We start from the raw sequence: 24406 nt of genomic DNA on the forward strand, positions 1-24406 counted from the left end.
TAAACGAAGAAGGCCTATGTTTATCGGTCCGCTCAATTGGGAAGGGATTATTACACTTATTTTACAAAGGACTTTTGTCATAGGGGATTATTATTTGAAGTAAATCTTTATATTCCAAAGAACGAAAAGGACGTGTTTTTATGGAAGGAAATATAATGATTGGATTAATATTGTTCCTTATTTTAATTATCCTGATTCCTTTATTATTCTTGCTTCGAATTTATATCCATGATCAACGGCAAGAAAAACATGCTATCTTGCGTAACTATCCACTATTAGGGAAAATGCGCTATATCTTAGAGAAAATGGGACCGGAGTTACGGCAATATTTTTTTAATAATAATCTAGAAGGCAAACCATTTAATCGCATACAATTTGAATTTGTTTATAAAGCTGCAAAATATAATTCTAGAATGATAGGCTTTGGATCAGAACGTGACTTTACAGAAGAAGGATATTATATGGTAAACGATATGTTTCCGAAGCAACGAGAAGAAATGAGAGTCGAGCAATATCCACTCATTCATTCAAAGCGCTATGTTTTGGATAATGAATCATTATTTAGTCGAAAGGAACACCGTGTAGAGGAAGATTTTGAACCATTTCTACTTCCAGATGAGGACGCAATTATCCTTGGTGAGCATACTGTGAACTATCCGTTTAGGGTAAAGGGACTTATTGGGCAATCAGCGATGAGCTATGGTGCATTAGGTGATCACGCAATCACTGCGCTGGCAGAAGGCTTAGCACTGGCAGGTGGAACGTGGATGAATACGGGTGAAGGCAGTGTGTCCCCATATCATTTAAAAGGGAATGTTAATCTAATTATGCAAATAAGCTCCGGTTTATTTGGTGTGCGTACGGAAGATGGCGCATTTTCATGGGAACGTTTTAAAGAAAAAAGCGATATGGAACAAATTAAGGCATTTGAACTAAAACTTGCTCAAGGCGCGAAACAGCGTGGCGGACATGTTGATGGAAGTAAGGTGACAGAAGAAATTGCGGAAATCCGTAGTGTAAGGCCTTGGACAGAGATAAATAGTCCAAATCGATTTGAACAGTTTTCAGGAGCAAAAGAAATGCTAGATTTTTTAGCACAAATGCGTCGTATCAGTGAAAAGCCAGTGGGGACAAAAATAGTGGCTGGTAATGAAGCGCAGTTGGAAAGCTATGTACAGGCTATGCACCAAACTGGAATTGTACCAGATTTTATCACGGTAGATGGTAGTGAAGGGGGTTCTGGTGCGACGTATTATGAATTGGCTGCATCTGTAGGCCTGCCAACTTTTACGGTGATCCCAATGCTTGATGATTTATTAAGAAAGTACGGAATACGTAATCAAACTTATATTATCGCTTCAGGAAAATTACTGACGCCAGACAAGATTGCTATGGCATTAGCCTTAGGTGCTGATTTGATTAATATTGCTCGCGGTTTTATGATGAGTGTCGGATGTATTATGGCAGAGGTGTGCCATACGAATCGCTGTCCAGTAGGTGTTGCTACAACAGATCCTAAACTACAAAAAGCTTTAAGTATTGATGAGAAAAAATATCGTGTATGTAATTATTTGCTTTCGTTGCGCGAAGGTCTATTTGAAATGGCTGCAGTTATGGGAATTGATTCACCGACAAAATTTTCTCGAAAGCATATTGAGTGGAATGGACGATTCAAGGAAGCGATGCATCAACATGTGTAAATATTCTTACGTTAATGAATTCTGGACAATCCAAAGCGTATGTCTAAATACGTCATATTGTCTGTAAATTATTTATTTTACAAACTCTTGAACCATTTCCCAAAAAACGTTACAATATAGGAAATAAAGATTGGTTTTCTACTTTGGGGGGATTTCAGCATATGGTAAGCTTCAATCAATTTTGTGAAGATACAGAAGTCGAGTTAGGTAGGGAACTTTTGATGGATGAGCTTGTTTTTTTAAGGTGGTTGCATGAACAGTACGTCAATGAACAAAAAAAAGTAAATGTTTAATGTATGCTTCGTAATCTAGTTTTGGCGTTTTAACGGAGAATGAACGAATAACGTAAGTAAGTATATATACATAAACGCAAGCTTTATTTTACTGATGGAACTATAAGGACAATATATGCGTCCGATAGTTCTTTTTTAATGTGCTTTATATACGGACAAGCGAAAAAAACGTGTTATACTTGGTAGCGAGAAGGAGTGAACGCGAATGGCAGTAACGAACCAGATCATCCTTAAAAAGATGATAGAGGAATTGGAGAAAGCCAATGTCCATGCTGACGATCGTCCAAAAATGCTACCACATATAAATAGTATTCGACTATTGTGTGATATACTCCTAGCTGAGGAAGGCGAAGGAGCTTCTGCATCTTCGAATAGATTAAAGGAAAAGATAACGTTAGAAGAAAAAAAGGCTATGTTTGGTGATGATATCTCTCTAGATGAGCCTGAATCTAACGACGGGGCAAATGGGAAATCTATCTTTGATTTTTAATAGAAAGTAGGGGTAAATATGAAATTGTTTTTACTTTTAGGAGTTGTAAATGGCTTTTTAGCAGTAGCGCTTGGTGCATTTGGAGCACATGGATTAGAAGGAAAAATTTCTGAAAAAGCGCTTGGCACATGGGAAAAAGCTGTGAATTATCAGATGTTTCACACGATGGCATTACTTGTAACGGGATTGCTGTACGCAAAGTTTCAAAGCAGTAGCCTTATTGGAGCAGGCTGGCTGTTTTTTGTTGGTGTTATTCTATTTTCAGGCAGCCTTTACATATACTCCACATCAGGCATTAAGTTATTTGCAATGATCACCCCATTCGGTGGTGTCGCATTTTTAATCGGTTGGGTGCTTTTAGGATACGCGGTCGTAAAATATGTGTCATAAGTATGGGTTACAGCGTTAATAGAATGTAAACAGCAAATAATAAAAGTAAGACTGCACGTACTATTTGTTTTATCGCATTTAACGTATGATACGTATGCCAAAGGCTTAGTCCATCACATAGAAGACTTATTGTAATAAGAACTATGGAAAGAAAGATGAGTATAATCGAGCTTTGTACAAGTGCAATGATTCCAATTAAGATGGCAAGCGCAAGGCAAAAAATTTCTCCACGAATAAATTTTTCGTAAGGGTGCCTCATGGAATCGCCTCATCTATAAAAAAGTATAAAAAGGATAGCACAAAAAGGAGAGGTGAACATCATCCTACGTGCTATCCTTTTAACGTTATCTTGGTGAATACGTAGCGTATTGACCGGTACCATCATATGGGTAGGAATAATTAATTTCTTCATCAAATGTAATATAGTCTAGGTAGACTGTCAGTAATAAGTAACGTTTTCCTGTTTGCGGATCACTTAGAATTAAGTGATCTCTTCCTGCTGCTTCAATTACCCCTTTGAAAATCTTAGCATTCCACTCTTTGTTATTTTCAAAGGTCATATACACGGTTGCTGGTTTTCCACGATTTAAGCGTAGAATGTTTTCTACATAGGATTGCTCAATTGGAAGCATTCCTGGAATTGCAGGTGCTTGTGTTGTTTGAGTCTGTGGGTATTGAAATTGCCGATAGTTATATGATGGGTAATATGCTGGAGATTGTGCTGGTTGATAAAAGTATGGGTAGGATTGGTATTGACCAGAATACTGGGTGCCTTGATTTTCTTTGTTTTCACTCATGAAAATCCCTCCTAATGTCTTTTCGTTGATGATGCTAGTCACCAACAGGTTGTTAATCAAAATCTGCTTTCCTTTAGCTATTAGGCAAAGGAGACTGCTCAAGTGGGCTAGCTATTCACTTCCACATACACTAGGTCAAGTTTTTACGGGAAATCAATATACATTTGGACAATCTGTAGCAGTTGGAGAATAAAAACAATGCGATTTGTAGCGGCCACTGTTCCATTGATCGTACCATTGGGCAGGACAGCTTCCAGCTGGCTTAAAGAACCAAAGTGAATTTGTAGCAGGATGATAGCGATCGCCACGAATTACCTGTCTAGCCAATTCCTTATCAGACTCGCGCGCGCGCTGATAAAAATATCCTTTTTGTGTTGCTTCAAATCCACCTGGGCTTTGGAATACCATGTCATCGATGGACCGTATTTTTGTGAAATCAAGACAATTTGACTTCACCCGATTCACACCAACATTTCCGACCATTAGCATTCCTAGCTTTCCTTCTCCCTCTGCTTCTGCTCGAATTAATCGTGCTAATAAGTCTACTCCTTTTTCGGTATAGGGAATGACAGCCACTAATATCCCTCTTTTCTTTTGTGTCATTCTGGATGCCAGGTTCACTAGATTATATGTATGAGCATAGATAAGCTATTATGACAGGATAGGTATTTTTAGGGAGATTTTTCTTTGTTTGATGAGGTATATAAAAAAGCGATTACGATGCTTTGAAAATATCTGTTTTGGCTTGTTTTCGTGAACACGCTTATCGATAGGATCATTATGATTCTCGCTATCAAACTGGGGAACGTGTACAAGTGGCGTAGCCAAAGTGAAAGAGATCCGGATGGAACACAGTTCGCACAACTTTTAAATGATCACTTTATAATGAGCAATAATGGATTTGATTTAAATATTTTAAATAAAATAAAAATTATGTAATAATATTTATAATTGTAAATATAACTCTTTTAACAGGGGGGTTACGAACGAGGAGGTCTTTATGCTAAAAAGAAATGTAATAAATCAAACAATTGGTTTTCTAACGGGATTATTTGTCATATTGCCTATCCTTCATTGGGCTGGAATTCCTACATTTGAAAATGTGTTCTTTATATTATTGGGTGAGCCAAACAATATAAAAAGAGCATTTGCAATAATTATATCGTTATTGCTAATCTTATTAATTAATAAAATATTTAATGCAGATAATAAGAAAAAGACTTAATTCCTAAAAAAGAAATTAAGTCTTTTGTTATTGGTGCATCAATGGGCTTTGTCCAATGTGATTTCCCACTAAAAACAGCATTTAAACATGTAAATATGCTGCAATGTCCTCTTTTGCAAGAATATTACCAACAAAGAATTCACCAAATTCACCGTAACGAGAGCTTACCTCATCAAAGCGCATTTCGTAAACAATCTTTTTAAATTCAAGTGGATCATGAGCAAACAATGTTACGCCCCATTCCCAATCATCAAGTCCAATAGAACCGGTAATATACTGTTTTACTTTTCCGGCATATTTTCGCCCAGTTTTACTATGTTCATAAAGCAATTTGCCACGTATATCTTTTTCTAAAGTATACCAATTCTCTTCTCCATGACGCCGACGATTCATTGGGTAAAAGCAAATATGCTCCCATTTTGGTAAGGTAGGTCTTAATCGTGCTTGAGTCTCTGGTAATGTTTCTGGATCAATGCCATCTTTTGCAGGACGATATTTTGCTAGTTCAATGATGGATACATAAGAATGAGCTGGAATCATAAATTCAGCCATTTTCGACTTGTTCAGCTCTGTTTCTAAATCATTAAGTTCGTCCATTGTTGGGCGTAAAAACATAAAGATCAAGTCAGCCTTCTGACCAACTATTTTATACATTGCATGGCTACCATTCTTATCTGCTTCTACAGCTTCCCATTTGTGTACAAGTTTTTCAAAGCTCGTAATGGCTGCTTGTCTTTCTTGTGCAGATGCTAGCTTCCAGGCTGTCCAGTCAATTGTGCGGAAATCATGTAAGGAATACCAGCCATCCATTGTTTCTACTGCTTCAACCATGAATATCTCTCCTTTATATAGGTGTTAAATCCTCATATTTCTAAACATATCCCTAAATTAAACTATATCATAAGTAAGGAATCGTTAGCATTGAAGAAGGGTTAAGAATAAGCGTGTGTCTTTGGAAAGGTAGCAGTATGTCATCAATTTGTTAGAATTTATGGTTCAGATTTCTTTATACAACCTCAAAAGTATACTATGATTTTAATAAGGAGACGATGAAAGAGAAGAAGAATATGCTCAACATAAGATTCGGAGGTCGGAAATATGAGTGCGTTATTTAAAGCAATAGAGGAAAAAGTAAAAGGGACAAATAAATCAATTGTTTTTCCCGAAGGAACCGATAATCGTATTTTAAAGGCTGCAGAAAAACTAAGTAAGGACGGAATGGTCTTACCGATTCTGCTTGGAAATCAAGAAAAAATGGAACAGCTAGCGGCTAAAGAAGGTATTGATTTAAGTTTATGTAAAATGATTGATCCAGCTAAATATGAGAACACATCGAAAATGATAAATGAATTTGTTGTGAGAAGAAAAGGAAAGGCTACCGAAGAACAAGCGAAGGAAATCTTATTGGATGAAAATTACTTTGGTACAATGCTTGTTTATATGGGAGAGGCAGACGGGCTTGTTAGTGGTGCTGCGCATTCAACTGCTGAAACGGTAAGACCTGCATTGCAAATTATTAAGACAAAACAAGGGGTTCGAAAAACTTCTGGTGTCTTCATTATGGTAAGAGACCATGAAAAATATTTATTTGGTGATTGTGCGATTAATATTGCCCCTGATAGTCAAGATCTTGCGGAGGTCGCTGTGGAAAGTTCGGGAACTGCACGGCTATTCGGAATCGATCCTAGAGTGGCATTGTTAAGCTTTTCAACGAAAGGATCAGCAAAATCAGCAGAAACAGAGAAGGTTGAGGAAGCATTACGGATAGCAAAGGAAAAGGACGCCCAACTTGTAGTGGATGGAGAATTTCAATTTGATGCTGCTTTCGTACCGGAGGTGGCAAAAAAGAAAGCACCCGATTCAATTATTCAAGGGGATGCTAATGTCTTTGTATTTCCTAGCTTAGAAGCGGGAAACATCGGGTATAAAATCGCGCAGCGGCTTGGAGGCTTTGAAGCAGTAGGTCCGATACTTCAAGGGCTTAACCAACCTGTCAATGATTTATCCAGAGGATGTAGCGTAGACGATGTGTACAAGCTTGCTTTAATAACGGCGATGCAAGCCGAAGAACAATAAGTGTCTTAAAAGATAGTCACCTGTCTCGAAGGTTTTTTAAACTATTTCGAGACGGGCTTTTATTTTTAAATCGAACAATGCTTTACTGAAAGTCTCCGATTATTGCGGAAATCTTTTCATTACGTTTTAACATTTGTTGATAACGAGATGAAAACGTTTGTTGTTCTTCGACAGTAATATCCTGTACAACCAATTCCTCGCTTAGCTCGTGTAATGCATTTATGACACGATTTTTCATATCGTCTATCGTGAGATCGATTTGCAAAAGCTCACGCAAAGACGCCATCTTTTCTGGCTCAATTTTCGGATAGGAAAACTTTGTTTCTGCTCCTTGGATACTTTTCTCATAAAAGGCTTTTATCATGGCGGCACGTTCTTTGCTTTTTCCTTCCACATCGAGATAAATCTGAATTGCTGCACCATCTTTAATTCTCCGCTGTGATATACCAGCAAATTTTTTCCCGTTTATGCTTAAATCATAATCACCGGGGCAGTAGGAACCAACGATTTCATATGCCTCAATGGCTGTTGTTCTATCCTTCAGCATGTATTGTACAAAGCGCACCATCGCTTCATAGCACTTATTAATGGATAGTTGCTTTACGCCAGGAAGGATAAGTGAAAGATTCAGTACACCTTCATCAAGGACCACAGCAAGCCCACCAGAATTACGAACGACTACTTGATAACCGTGGTTTGCTAGCATCTGGATACCTGCTTCAAGATATGGAAGTCTTGCATCAGGAATACCAAGAACAACCGTTTTTGGATGGACCCACATTCTAAGAACGGGAGGTGATTCCTTATCACTCACGGAGCTAGCTAAAGCATCATCGATAGCAAATGAAGCTAGCGCAGTATATGGCTTACCTAGCAAATTTTGTTGGTTTGTATGGTCAATATATCGAAAGAGATCATGTGTTATGATTTCCTGCCAATTATTCATATGCGACTCCTTATCTACACATTATTTCTATTTTACACAGATTACCTTCTATGTGGTTTGTTTAATTATACCTTTTTTCCATTATCTCTATCATATATAATAAAGGAAAAATGTCGAACAGAAACGAGTTGGTTCAAAATGGCATATAAAGATAAGCAACTTCAGGAGGAAAAAGTATTTAAGGATCCAGTTCATCGCTATGTACATGTTCGTGACCAAGTAATTTGGGACTTGATTGCCACACCAGAATTTCAACGGCTTCGTAGAATAAAACAGTTAGGCACAACCAATTTAACGTTTCACGGAGCAGAGCATAGTCGATTTAATCACTCGCTTGGTGTGTATGAAATTGTTAGAAGGATTATTAATAATTTTCAGGATCGACCGAATTGGGATAATGAAGAACGGCTACTCTGTCTTTGTGCAGCTTTATTACATGATCTTGGTCACGGTCCTTTTTCGCATTCCTTTGAAAAAGTTTTTAAGCTAGATCATGAATATTTTACCCAACAAATTATTTTAGGAGATACAAAGATAAATGAAGTGTTAGAACGTGTACAACCAGGGTTTGCGCAGAATGTAGCGGATGTCATTGATAAGACGTATCAGAATAAATTAGTCGTAAGTTTAATTTCAAGTCAAATTGATGCAGACAGAATGGATTATTTGCTACGGGATGCCTATTTTACTGGGGTTAGCTATGGTCATTTTGATATGGAACGCATCCTTCGGGTCATGCGTCCGATAGAGGATCAAGTTGTTATTAAGTCAACAGGAATGCATGCGGTGGAAGATTATATTATGAGTCGCTATCAAATGTATTGGCAAGTTTATTTTCACCCAGTTACACGAAGTGCAGAAGTTATTTTAACTAAAATATTGCACCGCGCAAAGCACTTATATGAAACAAGCAATTATACATTTAAATTAGAGCCAACACACTTTATTTCTTTTTTTACAGGAGATGTACAGCTAGAGCATTATTTAAAGCTGGATGAATCGATTGTTCAATATTACTTCCAGCTATGGCAAGACGAAGATGATTTTATTTTAAGTGATCTTTGTGAACGGTTTATGAATCGACGGTTATTTAAGTATGTGGAATTTAATCCCAGTCATATGATGAAGGAATTAATGGAATTGTATCGGCTGTTTCAAAAAATCGGTATTGATCCAGAGTATTATTTAGTAGACGATTCCTCATCAGACTTACCATATGACTTTTATCGTCCAGGAGAAGAAGAAGAAAGATTGCCGATTCATTTATTGATGCCCAATGGGGAGTTAAAAGAACTATCCCGGCATTCGGATATCGTGGAAGCTATTTCAGGAAAGAAGCGTACCGATCATAAGCTTTATTTTCCGAAAGATGTTTTAGACATCAACGAGGATAAACAGACGGTAGAACAAATTAAGGCTATTCTTTACGGACAAGGAGATGAGGGCAATGTTAATTAATCATGCCAAGTTAATGCAGTTTTTTTCCGTTGCGAGAGAGGTCGTTGGCAGGAAGAAATTGCAAAAGATGATCTATATCCTACAATCCTGTGGTCTTCCATTTGAAGAAAAATATCAGTTTCATGTATATGGCCCTTACTCTGAAGAACTTTCATTACGCACGGAGGAGCTTTGTAATTTAGGCTTTCTCAGTGAAGAAAAAGAAGAAAAAAGCAATTATTTTCAATATCATTATACAATTACAACGGATGGAGAACGTTTTTTAGAGCAGTTTGACATGAAGATTGCTAGCTTAGAAGAAAAATCGGCGATGATTTTGGATAAAAGTGCTCGCTTTCTTGAATTGGTTGCTACAATGCTCTACTTTAAGCAATTACCACGAGAAGAAGTGGAGAAGAAGGTACATATTGTGAAACCAAAGCAAAATTACAATGAAACAGAACTAAAGGAAGCTTGGCAGCTTATTGATGCGTTAATGGATGCATAAGAACATTCACATGAAATTCAATAACAGGCATGCTACAATAATCTATATAGAAATTTAGAAGGAGGATCAACATGCATTCAGATCAATCTTCAAATAAAAAGAAGAATAATGCATTTACAATTATAAAGGATGATTCCAATGATGGACATGGCGGCTATGGAGTTGGTGCAATAAGCCTAGAAAACATGTCTTCCGTTATTGTCGACCCAAATGAAAATAAAGCCTATGTAGATATGGGGGCAATGCATGCGCGCAGTGAAATAGAGCGAAGAGTAAAATGGCTTCCGGATAAAGATGCTGTTCCTAATGGGAAGCTTTATTGGATTGTTTGGGTAAATGTTGAACATGGTGAGAACGGTCCATATTATGCTGGTGTTGCCGGAAGTGAAATCCGTGTCGATCGCTCTATAAAACGAGCTTATAAATCGATGCCTGAACATGTCACCCATATGGATAAGTCATTAAAGGGAAAAATCATTGTCGATCATATGGATGACCATTCTAAAAAGCTTCTAGGTGATTATTTGAAAACCTTTAATCAACAATTTTGGGAAAATTCTTCAGAAGAACTAAAAAATGCATTAGATGTACAATAAACTACAACATATAATTGTGAATAATTTGTGACTTAATCGTGAACAAACTGTTAAATTATTGTACTTTCCAACAGAAGTTTGTAAAATATGTATACATGGGCTAAAACATGTATTGCTAGGACAAAAAAGAAGCCGACCATCGAAGAGATTGGACACCTCTTCAAAAGGTCGGCTTCTTTTGTTTATTAGGGAAGAAACATATCAAACCATTTTTCAAAGGATTCATTTTCTTCCTTTTTTTCTTCATGTAGATGGATAGTACAGCTTTCTGTTGGCTCGTTTCCTGCAATAAAATACATCACCGTTCTCGTTGGACAATACGGGGTTGCTCGTTCGCCTGTAGTTGGATCAATTGGGATACCGATGACTCCTTTTGGTTCCTTAAATGATTGTTCAGGCTTTCCTTCATGAGCCTCTTCCATGAAGTTTGCCCATATCTTTTTAGCATAGGATTGTTCGGCAACCTTTTCGATGGCGCGATTATCATCATAGCCGGTCCAAATCCCAGTAACTAAATCAGGGCTAAAGCCAATCATCCAGTTGTCTGACCTAGTAGTACCAGATTTTCCAGCATATTCCCGTGTTAATTGATCCGTAATGGTAGAGCCAGTCACTGGCATATACCCATTCAAGGATTCATCGAACATACCTGTCATTAATTGGGACAGGATGAACGTCTTCTGGGCATCGAGCACTTTTTCGCTTGAATGTGGGGCTCGTTTATAAATCTCCTTGCCATTATAATCGACAATTCGTTCGATAGTGTGCGCTGACACTGCCATACCGCCGTTGGCCAACATGGCATAACCTCGTACCATTTCTAGCACAGAAACAGATGCAGTACCTAAGGCAAGTGATGGCACAGCAGGAAGTTCACTTGTAATACCGAATTTTCGTGCAGTTTCAGTAAGTTTACCCTCCCCAAGATAAAGAATGGTTTTTACTGCATAAATATTGTCAGAAAGGGCCAAAGCCTGGGCTAATGTAATCGGTTCATAAGCATAGTACCCATTGTAGTTACTAGGCTGATACACATTTCCGTTTTCTAATGTAAAAGCGGTTGGCTTGCTCATCACTTTCGTAGTCGCGGTATATCCATTTTCCAATGCCGCATAATACAAAAAAGGCTTAAAAGCAGATCCTGGCATTCGTTTTGCTACAATGGCACGATTATAAGGGCTATCCTTATAATTCTTTCCTCCAATAAGTGCTTTAATTTGTCCACTATCTGGCATCATTGCTATGGCACCGATTTGCATATCGGTAGAATTAGGGACGGTCTCTTGTACACGCTTCTCCATCATTTGTTGTGCAGCTTTGTCCATTGTCGTATAAATATGGTAACCACCAGATTTTACTGCTTCTATGTCTAATTGGAGTATGCCGGCTGCTTCCCGAATAACCGTATCCTGAAAATAACTTCCTAACCCTGTTCTTTTGGTTTCTTCTTTTGTTGCATAGAGAAGCGGTTCGTTCTTCGCGTTTGTGAATCCTTGTGGAGAAATGATGTTTTCATTTTTCATTTGCGACAAGATGAGCTCCTGTCTCTTTTTTGCCCTTTCTGGATCATTAATTGGAGAATAATACGTAGGGCCTTTTGGAATACCAGCTAGCATTGCAGACTCAGCTAATGACAAGCTGTTCGCTGACTTGTTAAAAAATAATTTACTAGCCGCTTCAATGCCGTATGCGCCATGGCCATAGTATATTGTATTTAAATAGCCCTCAAGAATCTCTTTTTTTGAATAAAACATTTCTAAACGAATCGTATAAAACGCTTCCTTTAATTTCCTTGTCCACGTTTTCTCTTGTGTAAGATAAAGATTTCGAGCGTATTGTTGGGTTAGCGTACTTGCACCTTCCTTCAATGAAAAGTGCTGTAAATCACGTATGGCTGCTCCAACGATACGTTTTAAATCAAACCCGTTATGTTTGAAAAAATGTTGATCTTCAATTAATAAAGTAGCATCGACTAAATCGCTAGACATATCTTCTAAGTTTATCCAATGTCGATTTTCAACGCCTTTTTCCTCTCCAATAACTGAGCCATCATCGCTATAATAGATTGTATTTTTATCACTGTTAATTGGTGGGGGTCCAAGCAAAAAGCTCGTCACATAAACACCTGCAATGAACAACATAAAGCAAGCACCAACAATGAAAAGTGTTCTTACCCCCCATTTTCGAATAAAAGATCTTCTTTTTTTCATCGCAATTACCTCGTTTTCTTTAGGGTGTATAGAAGAATAAAAAGTAGTTGTAATCTTGATTCATACGTATTAACCAGTATTGAACGAATAGAGCGGATATAAACGAGCAACAAATCAATTTATAAGAAAATTAACGAAAGCACAAAGACCTGGGGATGAAAATAATTAGGGTATTGAAAAAACCTTCTATTGAACGCTATAATTAACAGATATAGCATGAAGGCAAATCATTTATTGTAGAGGCGATTTTATGAGGCAAAGCGTGAAAATAGAAATGCGCACAACCATTGATGATAATGGTCAAATGGAATATAATACAATTTGTCAATTAGGCACACTGCAGCGACGTGAAAATATTCATGTGCTGCTTTTTGAAGAAGTATCAGAGGAGAATGCTGTAATTAAAAACCTAATAACGATTCAGCCGGAGAAGGTAAACATTAAAAGAACCGGTAATGTAATGATGAATCAACAGTTTGTGGAGAGACAGATTACTGAAAATGTACTTCGTCATCCATATGGCACGATCCATATGGAAACATATACGAATGCTATTTCTTATGAGGATACAGATCAAGAAAATGGCCAGTTAACAATTGATTACACAGTGAAATTAAACGGACAAGAAGCTCGAAAGCATTTGCTAGAGCTTAACTATAAGAAGGAGGATATAGCATGAATATCCTAGAGCAAACAGAGGATACATTAAAGCAACAAATTAAAGCAGCGGTTTTGAAAGCGGATCTAGCTAGCGAAGAAGAAATACCATCCATCATTTTAGAAAAGCCGAAAGAAAAGTCACATGGTGATTTTGCTACAAATATTGCCATGCAGCTTGCCCGTGTTGCAAAAAAAGCCCCCAAAATGATTGCAGACGATATTGTATCCCATTTAGATAAAACAGCAGCATCCATTGATCGCGTGGAAATTGCTGGACCGGGCTTTATTAATTTTTTCATGAAAACAGATTTTCTTGAAGATGTCATTCCTGCAATCTTAGACGCTGGAGCTGCTTATGGAACAACAAATACCGGACACGGAAAACGAATTCAGGTTGAGTTCGTATCGGTAAATCCTACTGGAGATTTACACTTAGGTCATGCAAGAGGAGCAGCATTTGGAGATGTGTTATGTAATCTTCTTGCTACATCCGGTTATCAAGTAGAACGTGAGTATTATATGAATGACGCTGGCAATCAAATTGATAACTTGGCGCGTTCGATTGAGGCGCGTTATGCACAAGCACTTGGGCGTGAAGCGGAAATGCCAGAGGATGGGTATCATGGTGCGGATATTGTAGAAATCGGTGAAGAACTAGCGAAAGAGTATGGAGATAAGTGGCTTCATGAAGCGAATGATGAACGAATTACCTTCTTTAAGGAATATGGATTAAAATATGAGTTTCAAAAAATAGAAGCAGATTTAAATGAATTTGGTGTCACATTTGATAATTGGTTTTCAGAGAAAAGCTTATATGAGGAAAATAAAATAACACCAATGCTTCATAAATTAGCAGAAGGCAACTATACGTATGAAAAAGACGGTGCTGTCTGGTTTCGTTCGACAGATTTCGGAGATGATAAAGACCGTGTGCTCGTTAAGAATGACGGCAGCTACACGTATTTAACGCCAGATATTGCGTATCACCAAAATAAAATTGATCGTGGCTTTGATCAGCTTATTAACGTTTGGGGAGCAGACCATCATGGCTATATCCCACGTATGAAAGCAGCGATCCAAGCACTAGGATATCCGAAAAATAAGCTTGAAGTAAAAATCATTCAAATGGTTAACCTATTTGAAAATGGACAAAAGGTGCGTATGAGTAAACGAACAGGAAACGCAGTTTCTTTACGTGAACTCATGAGTGAAGTTGGCGTAGATGCAGTTCGATACTTTTTCGTTATGCGTTCCAATGATGCACAGTTAGATTTTGATATGGATCTAGCGCGTTCAGAATCAAATGATAACCCGGTTTACTATGTTCAATATGCACATGCTCGAATAAGTACGATGCTAAAGCAAGCAGAAAATAAAGGCTTTGCATTAGACGGTGCGTTTGATGCAGCATTGCTCACAGCAGAAAAGGAAACAGAGCTGTTGAAAAAGCTTGGCGAATATCCACAGGTTGTTGCAGATGCAGCCCAAAAGCAAGCACCACATCGAGTAACACAATACGTTTTCGATTTGGCATCTTTATTGCATAGTTTTTATAATGCGGAAAAGGTATTAGATGCAGATAATGAAGCATTAACTTATGCACGTCTAGCCTTGATGAAGGCGGTACGTATTACGATAGCAAATGCCCTTGCCTTACTAGGGGTAACGGCTCCAGAAAAGATGTAATTGAAAAAGCTGTTCGAAATAAAGCTGTTTTAGTCTTTATTAGAGCAGCTTTTCTTTTGTTTTTTGTGAATTCAAGCTTTTTTTATGTGCATGTAGAATATTATATTTTACAAAAACAGGTTGACTGAATGATCATTCATATTTTATAGTAGACGTATACATGAGGAATTAGAAATTATTTTTTTCTGAAAAATGCAACCGTTATCATTTTTCGCTATACTATAACAAAGGGGGAGCGGATGGTGAATTTATTTTTGTTGGTGAATTTACTTGCATTCATTGGAATAACTGGTTATGCCGTTTTTTTATTTGCCAAGGTAATTGCAACAAGAGTTGCATATATAAAGCTTGGAAGAAAATCGGAATTTGATAAGGATTTAAAAACCCGGCTGAAAAAAATCCTGACCATTGTATTTGGTCAAACAAAGCTTTTAAAGGATAAAAAGTCAGGTGCAATTCACGTTATGATGTTTTACGGCTTTATCCTTGTTCAATTTGGCGCGATCGACATGTTTATTAAAGGGTTGGTTCCAGAAAAGCATTTGCCTTTCGGACCGCTTTATCCGGGATTTACTTTTTTTCAAGAGCTCGTAACGTTGATGATTCTCACTGCGGTAGTTTGGGCGTTTTATCGCCGTTATATTGAAAAGCTTGTTCGATTAAAGCGAGGATTTAAAGCTGGTCTTGTTCTCATTTTTATCGGTACATTAATGCTTTCTGTTCTACTAGGAAATGGAATGGCGCAAATTTGGCATGGCCATGATCCAACATGGACAGAGCCAATTGCTAGTCTCATAGCAGGTGTCTTTGGTTGGCTCTCACCAACTGTAGCAATGGTAGTCTTTTATATTGCGTGGTGGATTCATACGATTACCTTACTGTCCTTTCTCGTTTATGTTCCACAGTCAAAGCATGCCCATTTAATTGCAGCACCAATTAATGTTTTTTTCAGTAAGCGTGTGCCAGGGAAACTAAAAAAGCTCGACTTTGATATCGAAGATGAAGAGGAAGAAGAAGTATCCTTTGGTGTTGGGAAAGTAGAAGACTTTGAACAGGTGCAAATGATAGATTTCTATGCATGTGTTGAATGTGGTCGTTGTACTGATGTATGCCCAGCATCAACAACAGGAAAAATGCTTTCACCAATGGATTTGATGATTAAGCTTCGTGATCATCTAACAGAAAAAGGGGCAGCAGTAACAGGAAAAACGCCATGGGTACCTACCTTTGCATTTGCAGGAACAACAGGGAATCAATTAGCTACAAAGGCAAGAAACGAAGCGGTGGCAAGTGTAGAAGGCATTCAATTAATTGGTGATGTCATAACAGAAGAAGAACTTGGTGCATGTACAACATGCCGAAATTGTGAGGATGCATGCCCGGTCATGAATGAACATGTAGATAAGATTATTGATTTGCGTCGTTATCTTGTTATGACAGAAGGGAAAATGGATTCGGATATTCAACGTGCGGTTATGAATATCGAACGCCAAGGAAATCCATGGGGTCTTTCTAAAAAAGATCGAATTAAATGGCGTGAGCTCGATGAATCTGTTTATATTCCAACTGTAAAAGAGCTGAAAAAGGAAGAAAAGGAATTTGATTACTTATTCTGGGTTAGCTCGATGGGGGCTTATGATAGCAGAAGCCAGAAAATCGCAATTGCATTTGCTAAATTAATGAATCAAGCGGGGATCCGCTTTGCTATTCTAGGAAATAAAGAAGCAAATTCAGGAGATACGGCACGCAGAATTGGAAATGAGTTTTTATTCCAAGAGATTGCCGAGAAAAATATAAAAGAATTTCAAAAACATGATGTGAAAAAAATCGTTACGATTGATCCTCACGCATACAATATTTTTAAAAATGAATACCCTGATTTTGGCTTTACTGCAGAGGTGTACCATCATACACAGCTGCTATATGATCTCGTTATGAATGGCAAGTTAAAACCAGAACGCTCAATTAATGAAAGATTAACGTATCATGATTCTTGTTATTTAGGAAGATATAATGGCGTGTATGATCCTCCACGTGAAATCCTGAGGGCTATTCCGGGGTTAGAATTAGTAGAGATGGATCGCAGTCGTGAAAACGGGATGTGCTGTGGTGCAGGTGGTGGCTTAATGTGGGCAGAAGAAACGACAGGAAATCGCATCAATGTAGCACGTACAGAGCAAGCACTTGCTGTTCAGCCTTCTATGATATCAAGCGCTTGTCCATTCTGTTTGACGATGTTGAGTGATGGAACAAAGGCGAAGGAAGTAGAAGAGGATATTCAAACGATGGATGTTGCAGAGATTCTAGCATTATCTGTTTTAATAGAAGAAGCTTCAAAAACAGCTTAGCCTTGCCTCTTTGGCAGTTCCGCTTTTTCTATGAAATACAATTATGATAAACTCATAGTTAGGAAGAGGGCATTCCTCTTCCTCTTTTGAAAGCCCGTGTTGAGCGAGCGTTCAATCGAATATAAGCGAGGCATTTTTTACAACCCTACTCACGAATAAATCGTATTAAGGGAGAATCCCGATGCGTTTCTATTGCTAACAAGCCGTTTCGGAAAAATACTTCGCTTTCCGTGGGCGGCTGATGAGCCTCTGCTCCCACAGGACAAGGAAGACTTCGAAAGCGTAACATCGCACGAAGGAAATGTGCACTTTATTTCCAAGGAGTCTCAGCATTTTTCCTTCACTAGAACGCAGGAAGCCATGATTCTAAAATTGCTGTATACGAGTGATATGGGGATAAGAAATAGTAAATCGTTATCTAAGGCAAAAAATTCACTAACGATTTTCACACTATTTCGAGTATAATGCTTTTGCAAGAGTAGCAACAAATCATTTTGTGAAAATGGAGTTCATGATAAATGGAAAGTGTAATCCAAAAAGGAAAGGATGTATAAAAGGATGCGAAAAACGGTTATTGTTTCAGGAGCAAGAACACCCTTTGGAAAATTCGGAGGTGGATTAAAAAGCTTTACTGCATCACAGCTAGGAGGAACTGCAATCCGTGAAGCACTTCAACGTGCAGGAATGGATGGTACGGAAGTTGATGAAGTAATTATGGGAACTGTATTACAAGGCGGACAAGGACAAATCCCATCACGACAAGCTGCACGTGAAGCTGGAATTCCTTGGACAGTAAAGACAGAAACAATTAATAAAGTATGTGCTTCTGGCTTGAGAAGTGTAACATTAGCTGATCAATTAATTCGCCTTGGTGAAGAAGATGTTATCGTTGCAGGTGGTATGGAGAGTATGTCAAATGCACCATATTTTCTTCCAGATGCACGATGGGGAAATCGCATGGGAGATAAAGCTTTAAAAGATATGATGATGCATGACGGTTTAACCTGCTCATTTACAGGCGTGCACATGGGGAATTATGGAAATTTAACTGCGGAGGAATTTTCCCTAACGCGAGAAGCACAGGATGAATGGGCATATCAGAGTCATCAGCGGGCTATCAAAGCAATCGAAGAAGGAAAATTTCAAGAGGAAATCGTTCCATTGGAAGTGCCACAACGAAAAGGCGATCCAATTATCGTTGATACGGATGAAGCACCAAGAAAGGACACAAGTGTTGAAAAATTAGCAAAGCTGCGTCCTGCATTTGATCCGAATGGAACCATCACTGCTGGAAATGCGCCTGGTGTAAATGATGGAGCATGTGCTTTCGTCGTAATGTCAGATGAAAAAGCAAAAGAAATGAATAAAGAAGTAATGGCAACGATACTCGGCCATGCGGAAGTAGCTGTAGAAGCAGAGAAATTTCCACAAACTCCTGGGCTTGTCATAAATAAGCTTCTTGAAAAAACGGGCTATGCAAAAGAAGATATTGATTTATTTGAGATCAATGAAGCATTTGCTGCTGTATCCTTAGCAAGTGGGAAGATCGCCGACGTTGATCCAGAGAAGATAAATGTTAATGGTGGAGCAGTTGCGCTTGGGCATCCAATTGGTGCAAGTGGTGCACGTATCATTTTAACGTTAATTCATGAATTAAAGCGACTTGGCGGTGGACTTGGTATTGCAGCGATTTGCAGTGGTGGCGGGCAAGGTGATGCTGTATTAGTTGAGGTTCCTAAAAAATAAGTGATCATTACAAGCACTTGCCCGCTAAGTGCTGGAATGAACTTATTATTGTGCAAAAACATGGATGGATAAAAACTATCACGGAGTACCCAAGGAGTTTGAGCCTTTATTTAGTTGCTTAGAACGAGAGGCGGCGACTCCTGCGGGAAAAACATGCGTCTTGAGACCCCATAGTGAGCATTTTTTGCGAACGAGGAGGCTCAAGCGATAACTCCTGTAAGCGCTTACTCGTAGAGCGAAGTATTGGGTTTAACCGATGTAATAATTTATGGGAACAGTGAGAAACAAGAGGCGGAAAATAGTGTAAACATAATATACGAGGGGGAAAGGTATGGAAATTAGAAATGTCATGGTTGTTGGTGCAGGACAAATGGGGTCAGGGATTGCACAGGTTTGTGCACAAGCTGGATATCAGGTTTTTTTACATGATAAGAATGAACAGGCGTTGGAGAAGGGGATGCAGCATATTGAACGGCTGCTCGAAAAAGCAGTACAAAAAGAAAGAATAAGCCCAGCTGATAAGGATGAGACGTTACAGCGCTTAACAGCCGCTAAACAGGTTGATGCTGCTGCAAGCTGTGATGTCGTGATTGAAGCAGTTGTCGAGAACATGGAGGTTAAAACTAAGGTCTTTCAAGAGCTTGCACGAATAACGCCAGCACATACCATTTTAGCTTCTAATACATCATCATTACCAATTACAGAAATTGCAGCAGTAACAAATCGGCCTGAAAAGGTAATTGGCATGCACTTCATGAATCCAGTGCCAGTTATGCAGCTTGTTGAAATCATAAAAGGTCTACAAACAAGCGACGAAACCTTTGAAACGATAAAAAAGATGGCAGATACGCTTGGTAAAACATCAGTAGAAGTAAATGACTTTCCAGGCTTTGTAGCGAACCGTGTATTAATGCCGTTAATCAATGAAGCGATTTATGCTGTTTATGAAGGGGTTGCCTCTGTAGAGGATGTTGATACGGTAATGAAGCTTGGAATGAATCATCCGATGGGACCATTAACGCTGGCGGATTTTATTGGACTTGATACATGTCTTTCCATTATGGAAGTCATGCATGATGGCTTAGGAGATTCCAAGTATCGTCCATGTCCTTTACTTCGCAAATATGTTAGTGCAGGATGGCTTGGTAAAAAATCCGGTCGTGGTTTCTACCAATATGAATGATAAATGATAAACGTAGCTTTTTGTGATCAAAAGGGGGAGCATCCAATGAATATGCATTTTACGGAAGAGCAACAAATGATGCGGAAAATGGTTCGTGATTTTGCCCAAAAAGAAGTTGCAAAGGAAGTAGATCTTATGGAGCAAACAGATCGATTTCCAAAAGCGCTTGTTCAAAAAATGGGAGAGCTTGGATTAATGGGGATTTCCATTCCAGAAAAATATGGCGGAAGCGGGATGGACTTTACTTCTTATATTATTGCGATTCATGAGCTTTCGAAAGTGAGTGCCGCACTCGGGGTTATTTTGTCTGTTCATACATCTGTAGGAACGAATCCCATTTTATATTTCGGGAATGATGCGCAAAAAGCGCATTATTTGCCAAAGCTAGCTAGAGGAGAATATTTAGGAGCCTTTGCGCTAACAGAGCCAAGTGCGGGTTCTGATGCTGCCAATTTAAAAACAAAAGCAGTTAAAGATGGAGATCACTATATTTTATCAGGCTCAAAGGTATTTATTACGAATGGTGGCGAAGCAGATACGTATATTACCTTTGCAAGAACAGGGAACGAATCCGGTTCAAACGGGATTAGTGCATTTATTGTTGAAAAAGATACACCTGGTCTTGTAATAGGGAAGAAAGAAAGAAAAATGGGGTTACATGGTTCTAATACAGTTCAGCTAACCTTTGATCAATGTGCTGTTCCACAGCAACAGCTATTAGGAGAAGAGGGGCAAGGATTTAAAATTGCGATGGCAAATTTAAATGTTGGCCGAATTGGAATTGCTGCGCAAGCTTTAGGAATAGGCGAAGCAGCGCTAGAGCATGCAGTTTCCTATGCAAAAGAACGGAAGCAGTTTGGAAAACCGATTGCTGTCCATCAAGGCGTTTCCTTTAAACTTGCTGACATGGCAACTAATGTAGAAGCTGCCAAGCTATTAATCTATCATGCTGCATCACTCGTTCAACAAGACATCCCTTGTGGCAAAGAAGCATCAATGGCAAAGCTCTATGCAACCAAAACAGCAGTTCAAGCCGCGATTGAAGCAGTGCAGATTTTTGGTGGCTATGGGTATACAGAAGACTATCCCGTTGAACGCTTGTTTCGCGATGCCAAAGTAACCGAAATTTATGAAGGTACAAATGAAATTCAACATATGGTCATAGCCAAGAAGATTTTAACTTAACAACGCCTAAAAGTAAGCGTATACAAAAAAGAGTTCGTGCATTTCAAACAAGAATCTAAAACAACGGATTTAAGGAATATCGTACTTAAACATAATATACGAGGGGGAAACGAAATGAATTTTCAATTAACCGAAGAACAGGAAATGCTGCGGAAAATGGTTCGTGACTTTGCCAGTAAGGAAGTAGCGCCAACTGCTGCGGAACGAGATGAAGAAGAACGTTTTGATCGGTCTATTTTCGATAAGATGGCAGAACTTGGATTAACGGGGATTCCTTGGCCAGAAGCGTATGGTGGCATTGGAGCAGATTATGTAAGCTATGTTATTGCAGTGGAAGAACTATCACGTGTTTGTGCTTCAACTGGTGTTACATTATCCGCACACCTGTCATTAGCGAGCTGGCCTATCTATAAATACGGAAATGAAGAACAAAAGAAAACGTTCCTCTATCGACTAGCAACAGGAGAAGCGCTTGGTGCATATGCATTGTCTGAACCAGGGGCAGGAAGTGATGTAGCTTCTATGAAAACCGTTGCTAAAAAAGATGAATCGGGCTACATTTTAAACGGTAATAAGGTATGGATTACGAACGGTGGTGTGGCAGATCTTTATATTGTATTTGCAAAAACAGATACCGATGCGAAACATAGAGGAATTAGTGCATTCATTGTTGAAAAAGGTACAGAAGGATTTACATTTGGAAAAAAAGAAAAGAAACTAGGCATCCGTTCTTCACCAACAACTGAGCTAATATTTGAAAACTGCCATATTCCGAAGGAGAATCTGCTTGGTGAAGAAGGAGATGGATTTAAAATCGCGATGACTACGCTTGACGGCGGAAGAAATGGGATCGCTGCGCAAGCATTAGGAATTGCTCAAGGAGCCCTAGATGCTGCTGTTGATTATGCTAAAGAAAGAGAGCAGTTTGGAAAGCCAATTGCCCATAACCAAGGTATTTCTTTTAAATTAGCAGACATGGCGACAGAAATCGAAGCATCAAGATTGCTCACATATCAAGCTGCATGGCTTGAATCAGAGGGGCTTCCATATGGAAAAGCTTCTGCAATGTCTAAGTTATTTGCAGGAGATGCAGCTATGCGTATTACAACAGAAGCAGTCCAAGTGTTTGGCGGTTATGGATATACGAAGGATTATCCTGTTGAACGGTATATGCGTGATGCGAAAATCACGCAAATTTATGAAGGTACGAATGAAATACAGCGTCTTGTTATCGGAAGAATGCTAACGAAATAATTGTATTTGAAGCGATATGATTATGGATCGTTTCATAATAACAAGCAATCATATTACGTGTAAATGGTAAATATTGATCGCAAGAAAGGAATGGACGTCATGCACCCACTCGTCGACCGGATAAAACACAAAGACATTCGAGCTTTAGCCAAAGCCATTACACTCGTTGAAAATGATGATGAAGAAAAACTGGAGCTGCTTAGTGCTATTTTTTCGATGCAAAAAAAAGCACTGTATGTCGGTATAACAGGATCTCCTGGCGCTGGAAAGAGCTCATTAGTAAATCGATTAATCGAGAAGGTTCGAGCCGAAGGAAAAACAGTAGCTGTAATTGCAGTTGATCCGACAAGTCCGTTTAGTGGAGGTGCATTGCTAGGGGATCGTGTTCGAATGAATAAGCATTTCGTCGATGATGGCGTGTTTATCCGAAGTATGGCAACACGTGGTAGCCTTGGTGGTCTAGCGCGTGCAACAAAGGATACAGTTCGAATATGTGATGCCTATGGCTTTGACGTTATTATCGTAGAGACGGTGGGGGTAGGGCAGTCTGAGCTTGATATTATGAAAATTGTCGATACAACAGCTGTAGTCCTAACACCGAATAGTGGCGATGTCCTGCAAATATTTAAAGCAGGGATTATGGAAATTGCTGATCTATTTGTAATCAATAAAGCAGACTTACATGGCGTAGGTAAGCTAACAGCTTTGCTGCGAGAATTGGTTAGTATGACGAGCAATGAACAATATGAAGTACCGATCGTAAAAACAATAACGACAGAAAATAAAGGTATAGACGAACTTTGGGATCATATAAAAACACATCATCGATTTTTATATGAAACACAAGAAGGAGAGAAGCGTCGAGTACAACAGCAGGAGCTCGAAGTAATGGAGTTAATGCGAGAAGAGATTTGGCGAGAGGTGAAGCTTTATCTGGAACGAGAAAACAGCTTATTGCAAATTACTGCAAGTGTCGATCCTTATCGGCTAGCTAAAACGCTATTCGAAAAATGGAAACAGGAGGAAGGGGGCACAGCACATGGGCGAGAATGAAATCCTGACCTCTGTAAAAGACCAACAATTAATTGAAAAGCGGCGGAATCAAATGATTAAAGGAGCAATTACTTTATTTAAGGAAAAGGGCTTCCACCGAACGACAACACGCGAGATTGCTAAAGAAGCTGGCTTTAGCATTGGAACGTTGTATGAGTATATTCGAACGAAAGAGGATGTATTGTTTTTAGTTTGTGATGCCATTTATGCACAGGTACAATCTCGTTTAGAAGAACAAATTGATTTAGAGCATCCTTCTATCCATAACTTGGTTACCGTTGTGAAAGCGTATCTTATGCTTATGGATGAGATGCAGGAGGAAGTTCTCATCATGTATCAAGAAGTAAAATCGCTGAAAAAAGAATCGAAAGAATATGTGTTGGAAAAAGAACGAGAAATGGTCGGTATGTTAAAACGCGTGATTTTATCGTGCCTACCACATGATGTATCGGAACGCGATGCAGAGCTATTAGCCAATAACATTTTTGTTCAAGGACAAATGTGGGGCTTCCGTCGTTGGATGCTCCAAAAAAACTTTACACGAGAAGAATATATTGATCGTCAAATTCATTATTTAATGCGTGCTTTATCTGTTGAATCATAAGGGAAACAAAGAGGGGATG

The 24406-nt window shown here is 38.7% G+C and carries 23 protein-coding genes; 17 read left to right on the forward strand and 6 right to left on the reverse strand.

The genetic code is table 11. The features are described 5' to 3' along the window. Window positions 1-140 precede the first annotated feature (140 nt). From SPK86_RS08920 to SPK86_RS08930, 3 genes are all read left to right on the forward strand, one after another. Window positions 141-1700, forward strand: a complete 1560-nt coding sequence (locus tag SPK86_RS08920) for an FMN-binding glutamate synthase family protein (RefSeq protein WP_330949153.1) — start codon at window positions 141-143, stop codon at window positions 1698-1700. Window positions 1701-2198: 498 nt separating this feature from the next. Continuing rightward, entirely contained in the window at window positions 2199-2483 is a 285-nt protein-coding gene (locus tag SPK86_RS08925; RefSeq protein ID WP_284140170.1) for a YwdI family protein, read from the forward strand. A gap of 18 nt (window positions 2484-2501) precedes the next feature. After that, complete coding sequence (locus SPK86_RS08930) at window positions 2502-2873, forward strand: DUF423 domain-containing protein (protein ID WP_284140169.1); 372 nt, start codon at window positions 2502-2504, stop codon at window positions 2871-2873. Window positions 2874-2880: 7 nt separating this feature from the next. Here SPK86_RS08930 and SPK86_RS08935 read toward each other — a convergent pair whose 3' ends face one another. The 3 genes from SPK86_RS08935 to SPK86_RS08945 all read right to left on the reverse strand — a co-directional run bounded on the left by SPK86_RS08935 (window position 2881) and on the right by SPK86_RS08945 (window position 4246). Further along, window positions 2881-3132, reverse strand: coding sequence for a hypothetical protein (locus SPK86_RS08935; protein ID WP_330949154.1), 252 nt, complete (start codon window positions 3130-3132; stop codon window positions 2881-2883). Between the two features lie 85 nt (window positions 3133-3217). Beyond that, window positions 3218-3670, reverse strand: coding sequence for a spore coat protein GerQ (gene gerQ, locus SPK86_RS08940; protein ID WP_284140167.1), 453 nt, complete (start codon window positions 3668-3670; stop codon window positions 3218-3220). Window positions 3671-3823: 153 nt separating this feature from the next. Then, the gene (locus tag SPK86_RS08945) at window positions 3824-4246 is read right to left on the reverse strand and encodes a cell wall hydrolase (RefSeq protein ID WP_284140166.1); all 423 of its coding nucleotides are present in this window, start codon (window positions 4244-4246) and stop codon (window positions 3824-3826) included. A 424-nt stretch (window positions 4247-4670) separates the two neighbouring features. Between SPK86_RS08945 and SPK86_RS08950 the strand changes: the two genes are divergently transcribed. Next, window positions 4671-4895, forward strand: a complete 225-nt coding sequence (locus SPK86_RS08950; protein WP_330949155.1) for a hypothetical protein — start codon at window positions 4671-4673, stop codon at window positions 4893-4895. Window positions 4896-4976: 81 nt separating this feature from the next. On the opposite strand, the gene hemQ is transcribed toward SPK86_RS08950, so the two are convergent. Further along, on the reverse strand, window positions 4977-5726 hold the full coding sequence (hemQ, locus tag SPK86_RS08955; RefSeq protein ID WP_330949156.1) for a hydrogen peroxide-dependent heme synthase: 750 nt from the start codon (window positions 5724-5726) through the stop codon (window positions 4977-4979). Between the two features lie 267 nt (window positions 5727-5993). On the opposite strand from hemQ, the gene pta reads away from it, so the two are divergent. Continuing rightward, entirely contained in the window at window positions 5994-6971 is a 978-nt protein-coding gene (gene pta / locus SPK86_RS08960) for a phosphate acetyltransferase (protein ID WP_284140163.1), read from the forward strand. 82 nt (window positions 6972-7053) lie between these two features. Here the strand turns inward: pta and SPK86_RS08965 are convergent, their stop codons facing one another. After that, window positions 7054-7917, reverse strand: a complete 864-nt coding sequence (locus SPK86_RS08965) for a lipoate--protein ligase family protein (protein WP_330949157.1) — start codon at window positions 7915-7917, stop codon at window positions 7054-7056. 138 nt (window positions 7918-8055) lie between these two features. On the opposite strand from SPK86_RS08965, the gene SPK86_RS08970 reads away from it, so the two are divergent. The 3 genes from SPK86_RS08970 (at window position 8056) to SPK86_RS08980 (ending at window position 10458) form a co-directional block, all read left to right on the forward strand. Continuing rightward, on the forward strand, window positions 8056-9375 hold the full coding sequence (locus tag SPK86_RS08970) for an HD domain-containing protein (protein WP_330949158.1): 1320 nt from the start codon (window positions 8056-8058) through the stop codon (window positions 9373-9375). Then, window positions 9365-9862 carry a YwgA family protein gene (locus SPK86_RS08975; RefSeq protein WP_284140160.1) on the forward strand — a complete coding sequence of 166 codons (498 nt, stop codon included), beginning with the start codon at window positions 9365-9367 and terminating at the stop codon, window positions 9860-9862. Before SPK86_RS08970 ends, SPK86_RS08975 begins: the two co-directional genes overlap by 11 nt. Before the next feature lie 71 nt (window positions 9863-9933). Then, on the forward strand, window positions 9934-10458 hold the full coding sequence (locus SPK86_RS08980; protein ID WP_284140159.1) for a YwhD family protein: 525 nt from the start codon (window positions 9934-9936) through the stop codon (window positions 10456-10458). Window positions 10459-10643: 185 nt separating this feature from the next. Here the strand turns inward: SPK86_RS08980 and SPK86_RS08985 are convergent, their stop codons facing one another. After that, on the reverse strand, window positions 10644-12668 hold the full coding sequence (locus SPK86_RS08985) for a transglycosylase domain-containing protein (protein WP_330949159.1): 2025 nt from the start codon (window positions 12666-12668) through the stop codon (window positions 10644-10646). Window positions 12669-12930: 262 nt separating this feature from the next. Here SPK86_RS08985 and SPK86_RS08990 point away from each other — a divergent pair, with 262 nt between their 5' ends. The 9 genes from SPK86_RS08990 (at window position 12931) to SPK86_RS09030 (ending at window position 24387) form a co-directional block, all read left to right on the forward strand. After that, complete coding sequence (locus tag SPK86_RS08990) at window positions 12931-13347, forward strand: DUF1934 domain-containing protein (RefSeq protein WP_284140157.1); 417 nt, start codon at window positions 12931-12933, stop codon at window positions 13345-13347. Next, complete coding sequence (gene argS, locus SPK86_RS08995; protein ID WP_330949160.1) at window positions 13344-15014, forward strand: arginine--tRNA ligase; 1671 nt, start codon at window positions 13344-13346, stop codon at window positions 15012-15014. The genes SPK86_RS08990 and argS overlap by 4 nt, the downstream gene beginning before the upstream one ends. 239 nt (window positions 15015-15253) lie before the next feature. After that, complete coding sequence (locus SPK86_RS09000; RefSeq protein ID WP_443089770.1) at window positions 15254-17362, forward strand: heterodisulfide reductase-related iron-sulfur binding cluster; 2109 nt, start codon at window positions 15254-15256, stop codon at window positions 17360-17362. Between the two features lie 558 nt (window positions 17363-17920). Further along, window positions 17921-19108 (forward strand): acetyl-CoA C-acetyltransferase, encoded by a 1188-nt coding sequence (locus tag SPK86_RS09005; RefSeq protein WP_330949161.1) that lies wholly within the window; start codon window positions 17921-17923, stop codon window positions 19106-19108. Window positions 19109-19439: 331 nt separating this feature from the next. Further along, on the forward strand, window positions 19440-20291 hold the full coding sequence (locus SPK86_RS09010; RefSeq protein ID WP_284140154.1) for a 3-hydroxybutyryl-CoA dehydrogenase: 852 nt from the start codon (window positions 19440-19442) through the stop codon (window positions 20289-20291). A 45-nt stretch (window positions 20292-20336) separates the two neighbouring features. Then, entirely contained in the window at window positions 20337-21476 is a 1140-nt protein-coding gene (locus SPK86_RS09015; protein ID WP_330949162.1) for an acyl-CoA dehydrogenase, read from the forward strand. 114 nt (window positions 21477-21590) lie between these two features. Continuing rightward, window positions 21591-22730: an acyl-CoA dehydrogenase gene (locus SPK86_RS09020; protein WP_284140152.1), complete on the forward strand. Its 1140-nt coding sequence runs from the start codon at window positions 21591-21593 to the stop codon at window positions 22728-22730. Window positions 22731-22829: 99 nt separating this feature from the next. Next, window positions 22830-23783, forward strand: coding sequence for a methylmalonyl Co-A mutase-associated GTPase MeaB (meaB, locus tag SPK86_RS09025; protein ID WP_330949239.1), 954 nt, complete (start codon window positions 22830-22832; stop codon window positions 23781-23783). After that, window positions 23770-24387 carry a TetR/AcrR family transcriptional regulator gene (locus tag SPK86_RS09030; protein WP_284140151.1) on the forward strand — a complete coding sequence of 206 codons (618 nt, stop codon included), beginning with the start codon at window positions 23770-23772 and terminating at the stop codon, window positions 24385-24387. Before meaB ends, SPK86_RS09030 begins: the two co-directional genes overlap by 14 nt. Window positions 24388-24406: the final 19 nt, after the last annotated feature.

It is taken from the genome of Virgibacillus sp. MG-45, assembly GCF_036409425.1.
Lineage (GTDB): Bacteria > Bacillota > Bacilli > Bacillales > Amphibacillaceae > LDC-1.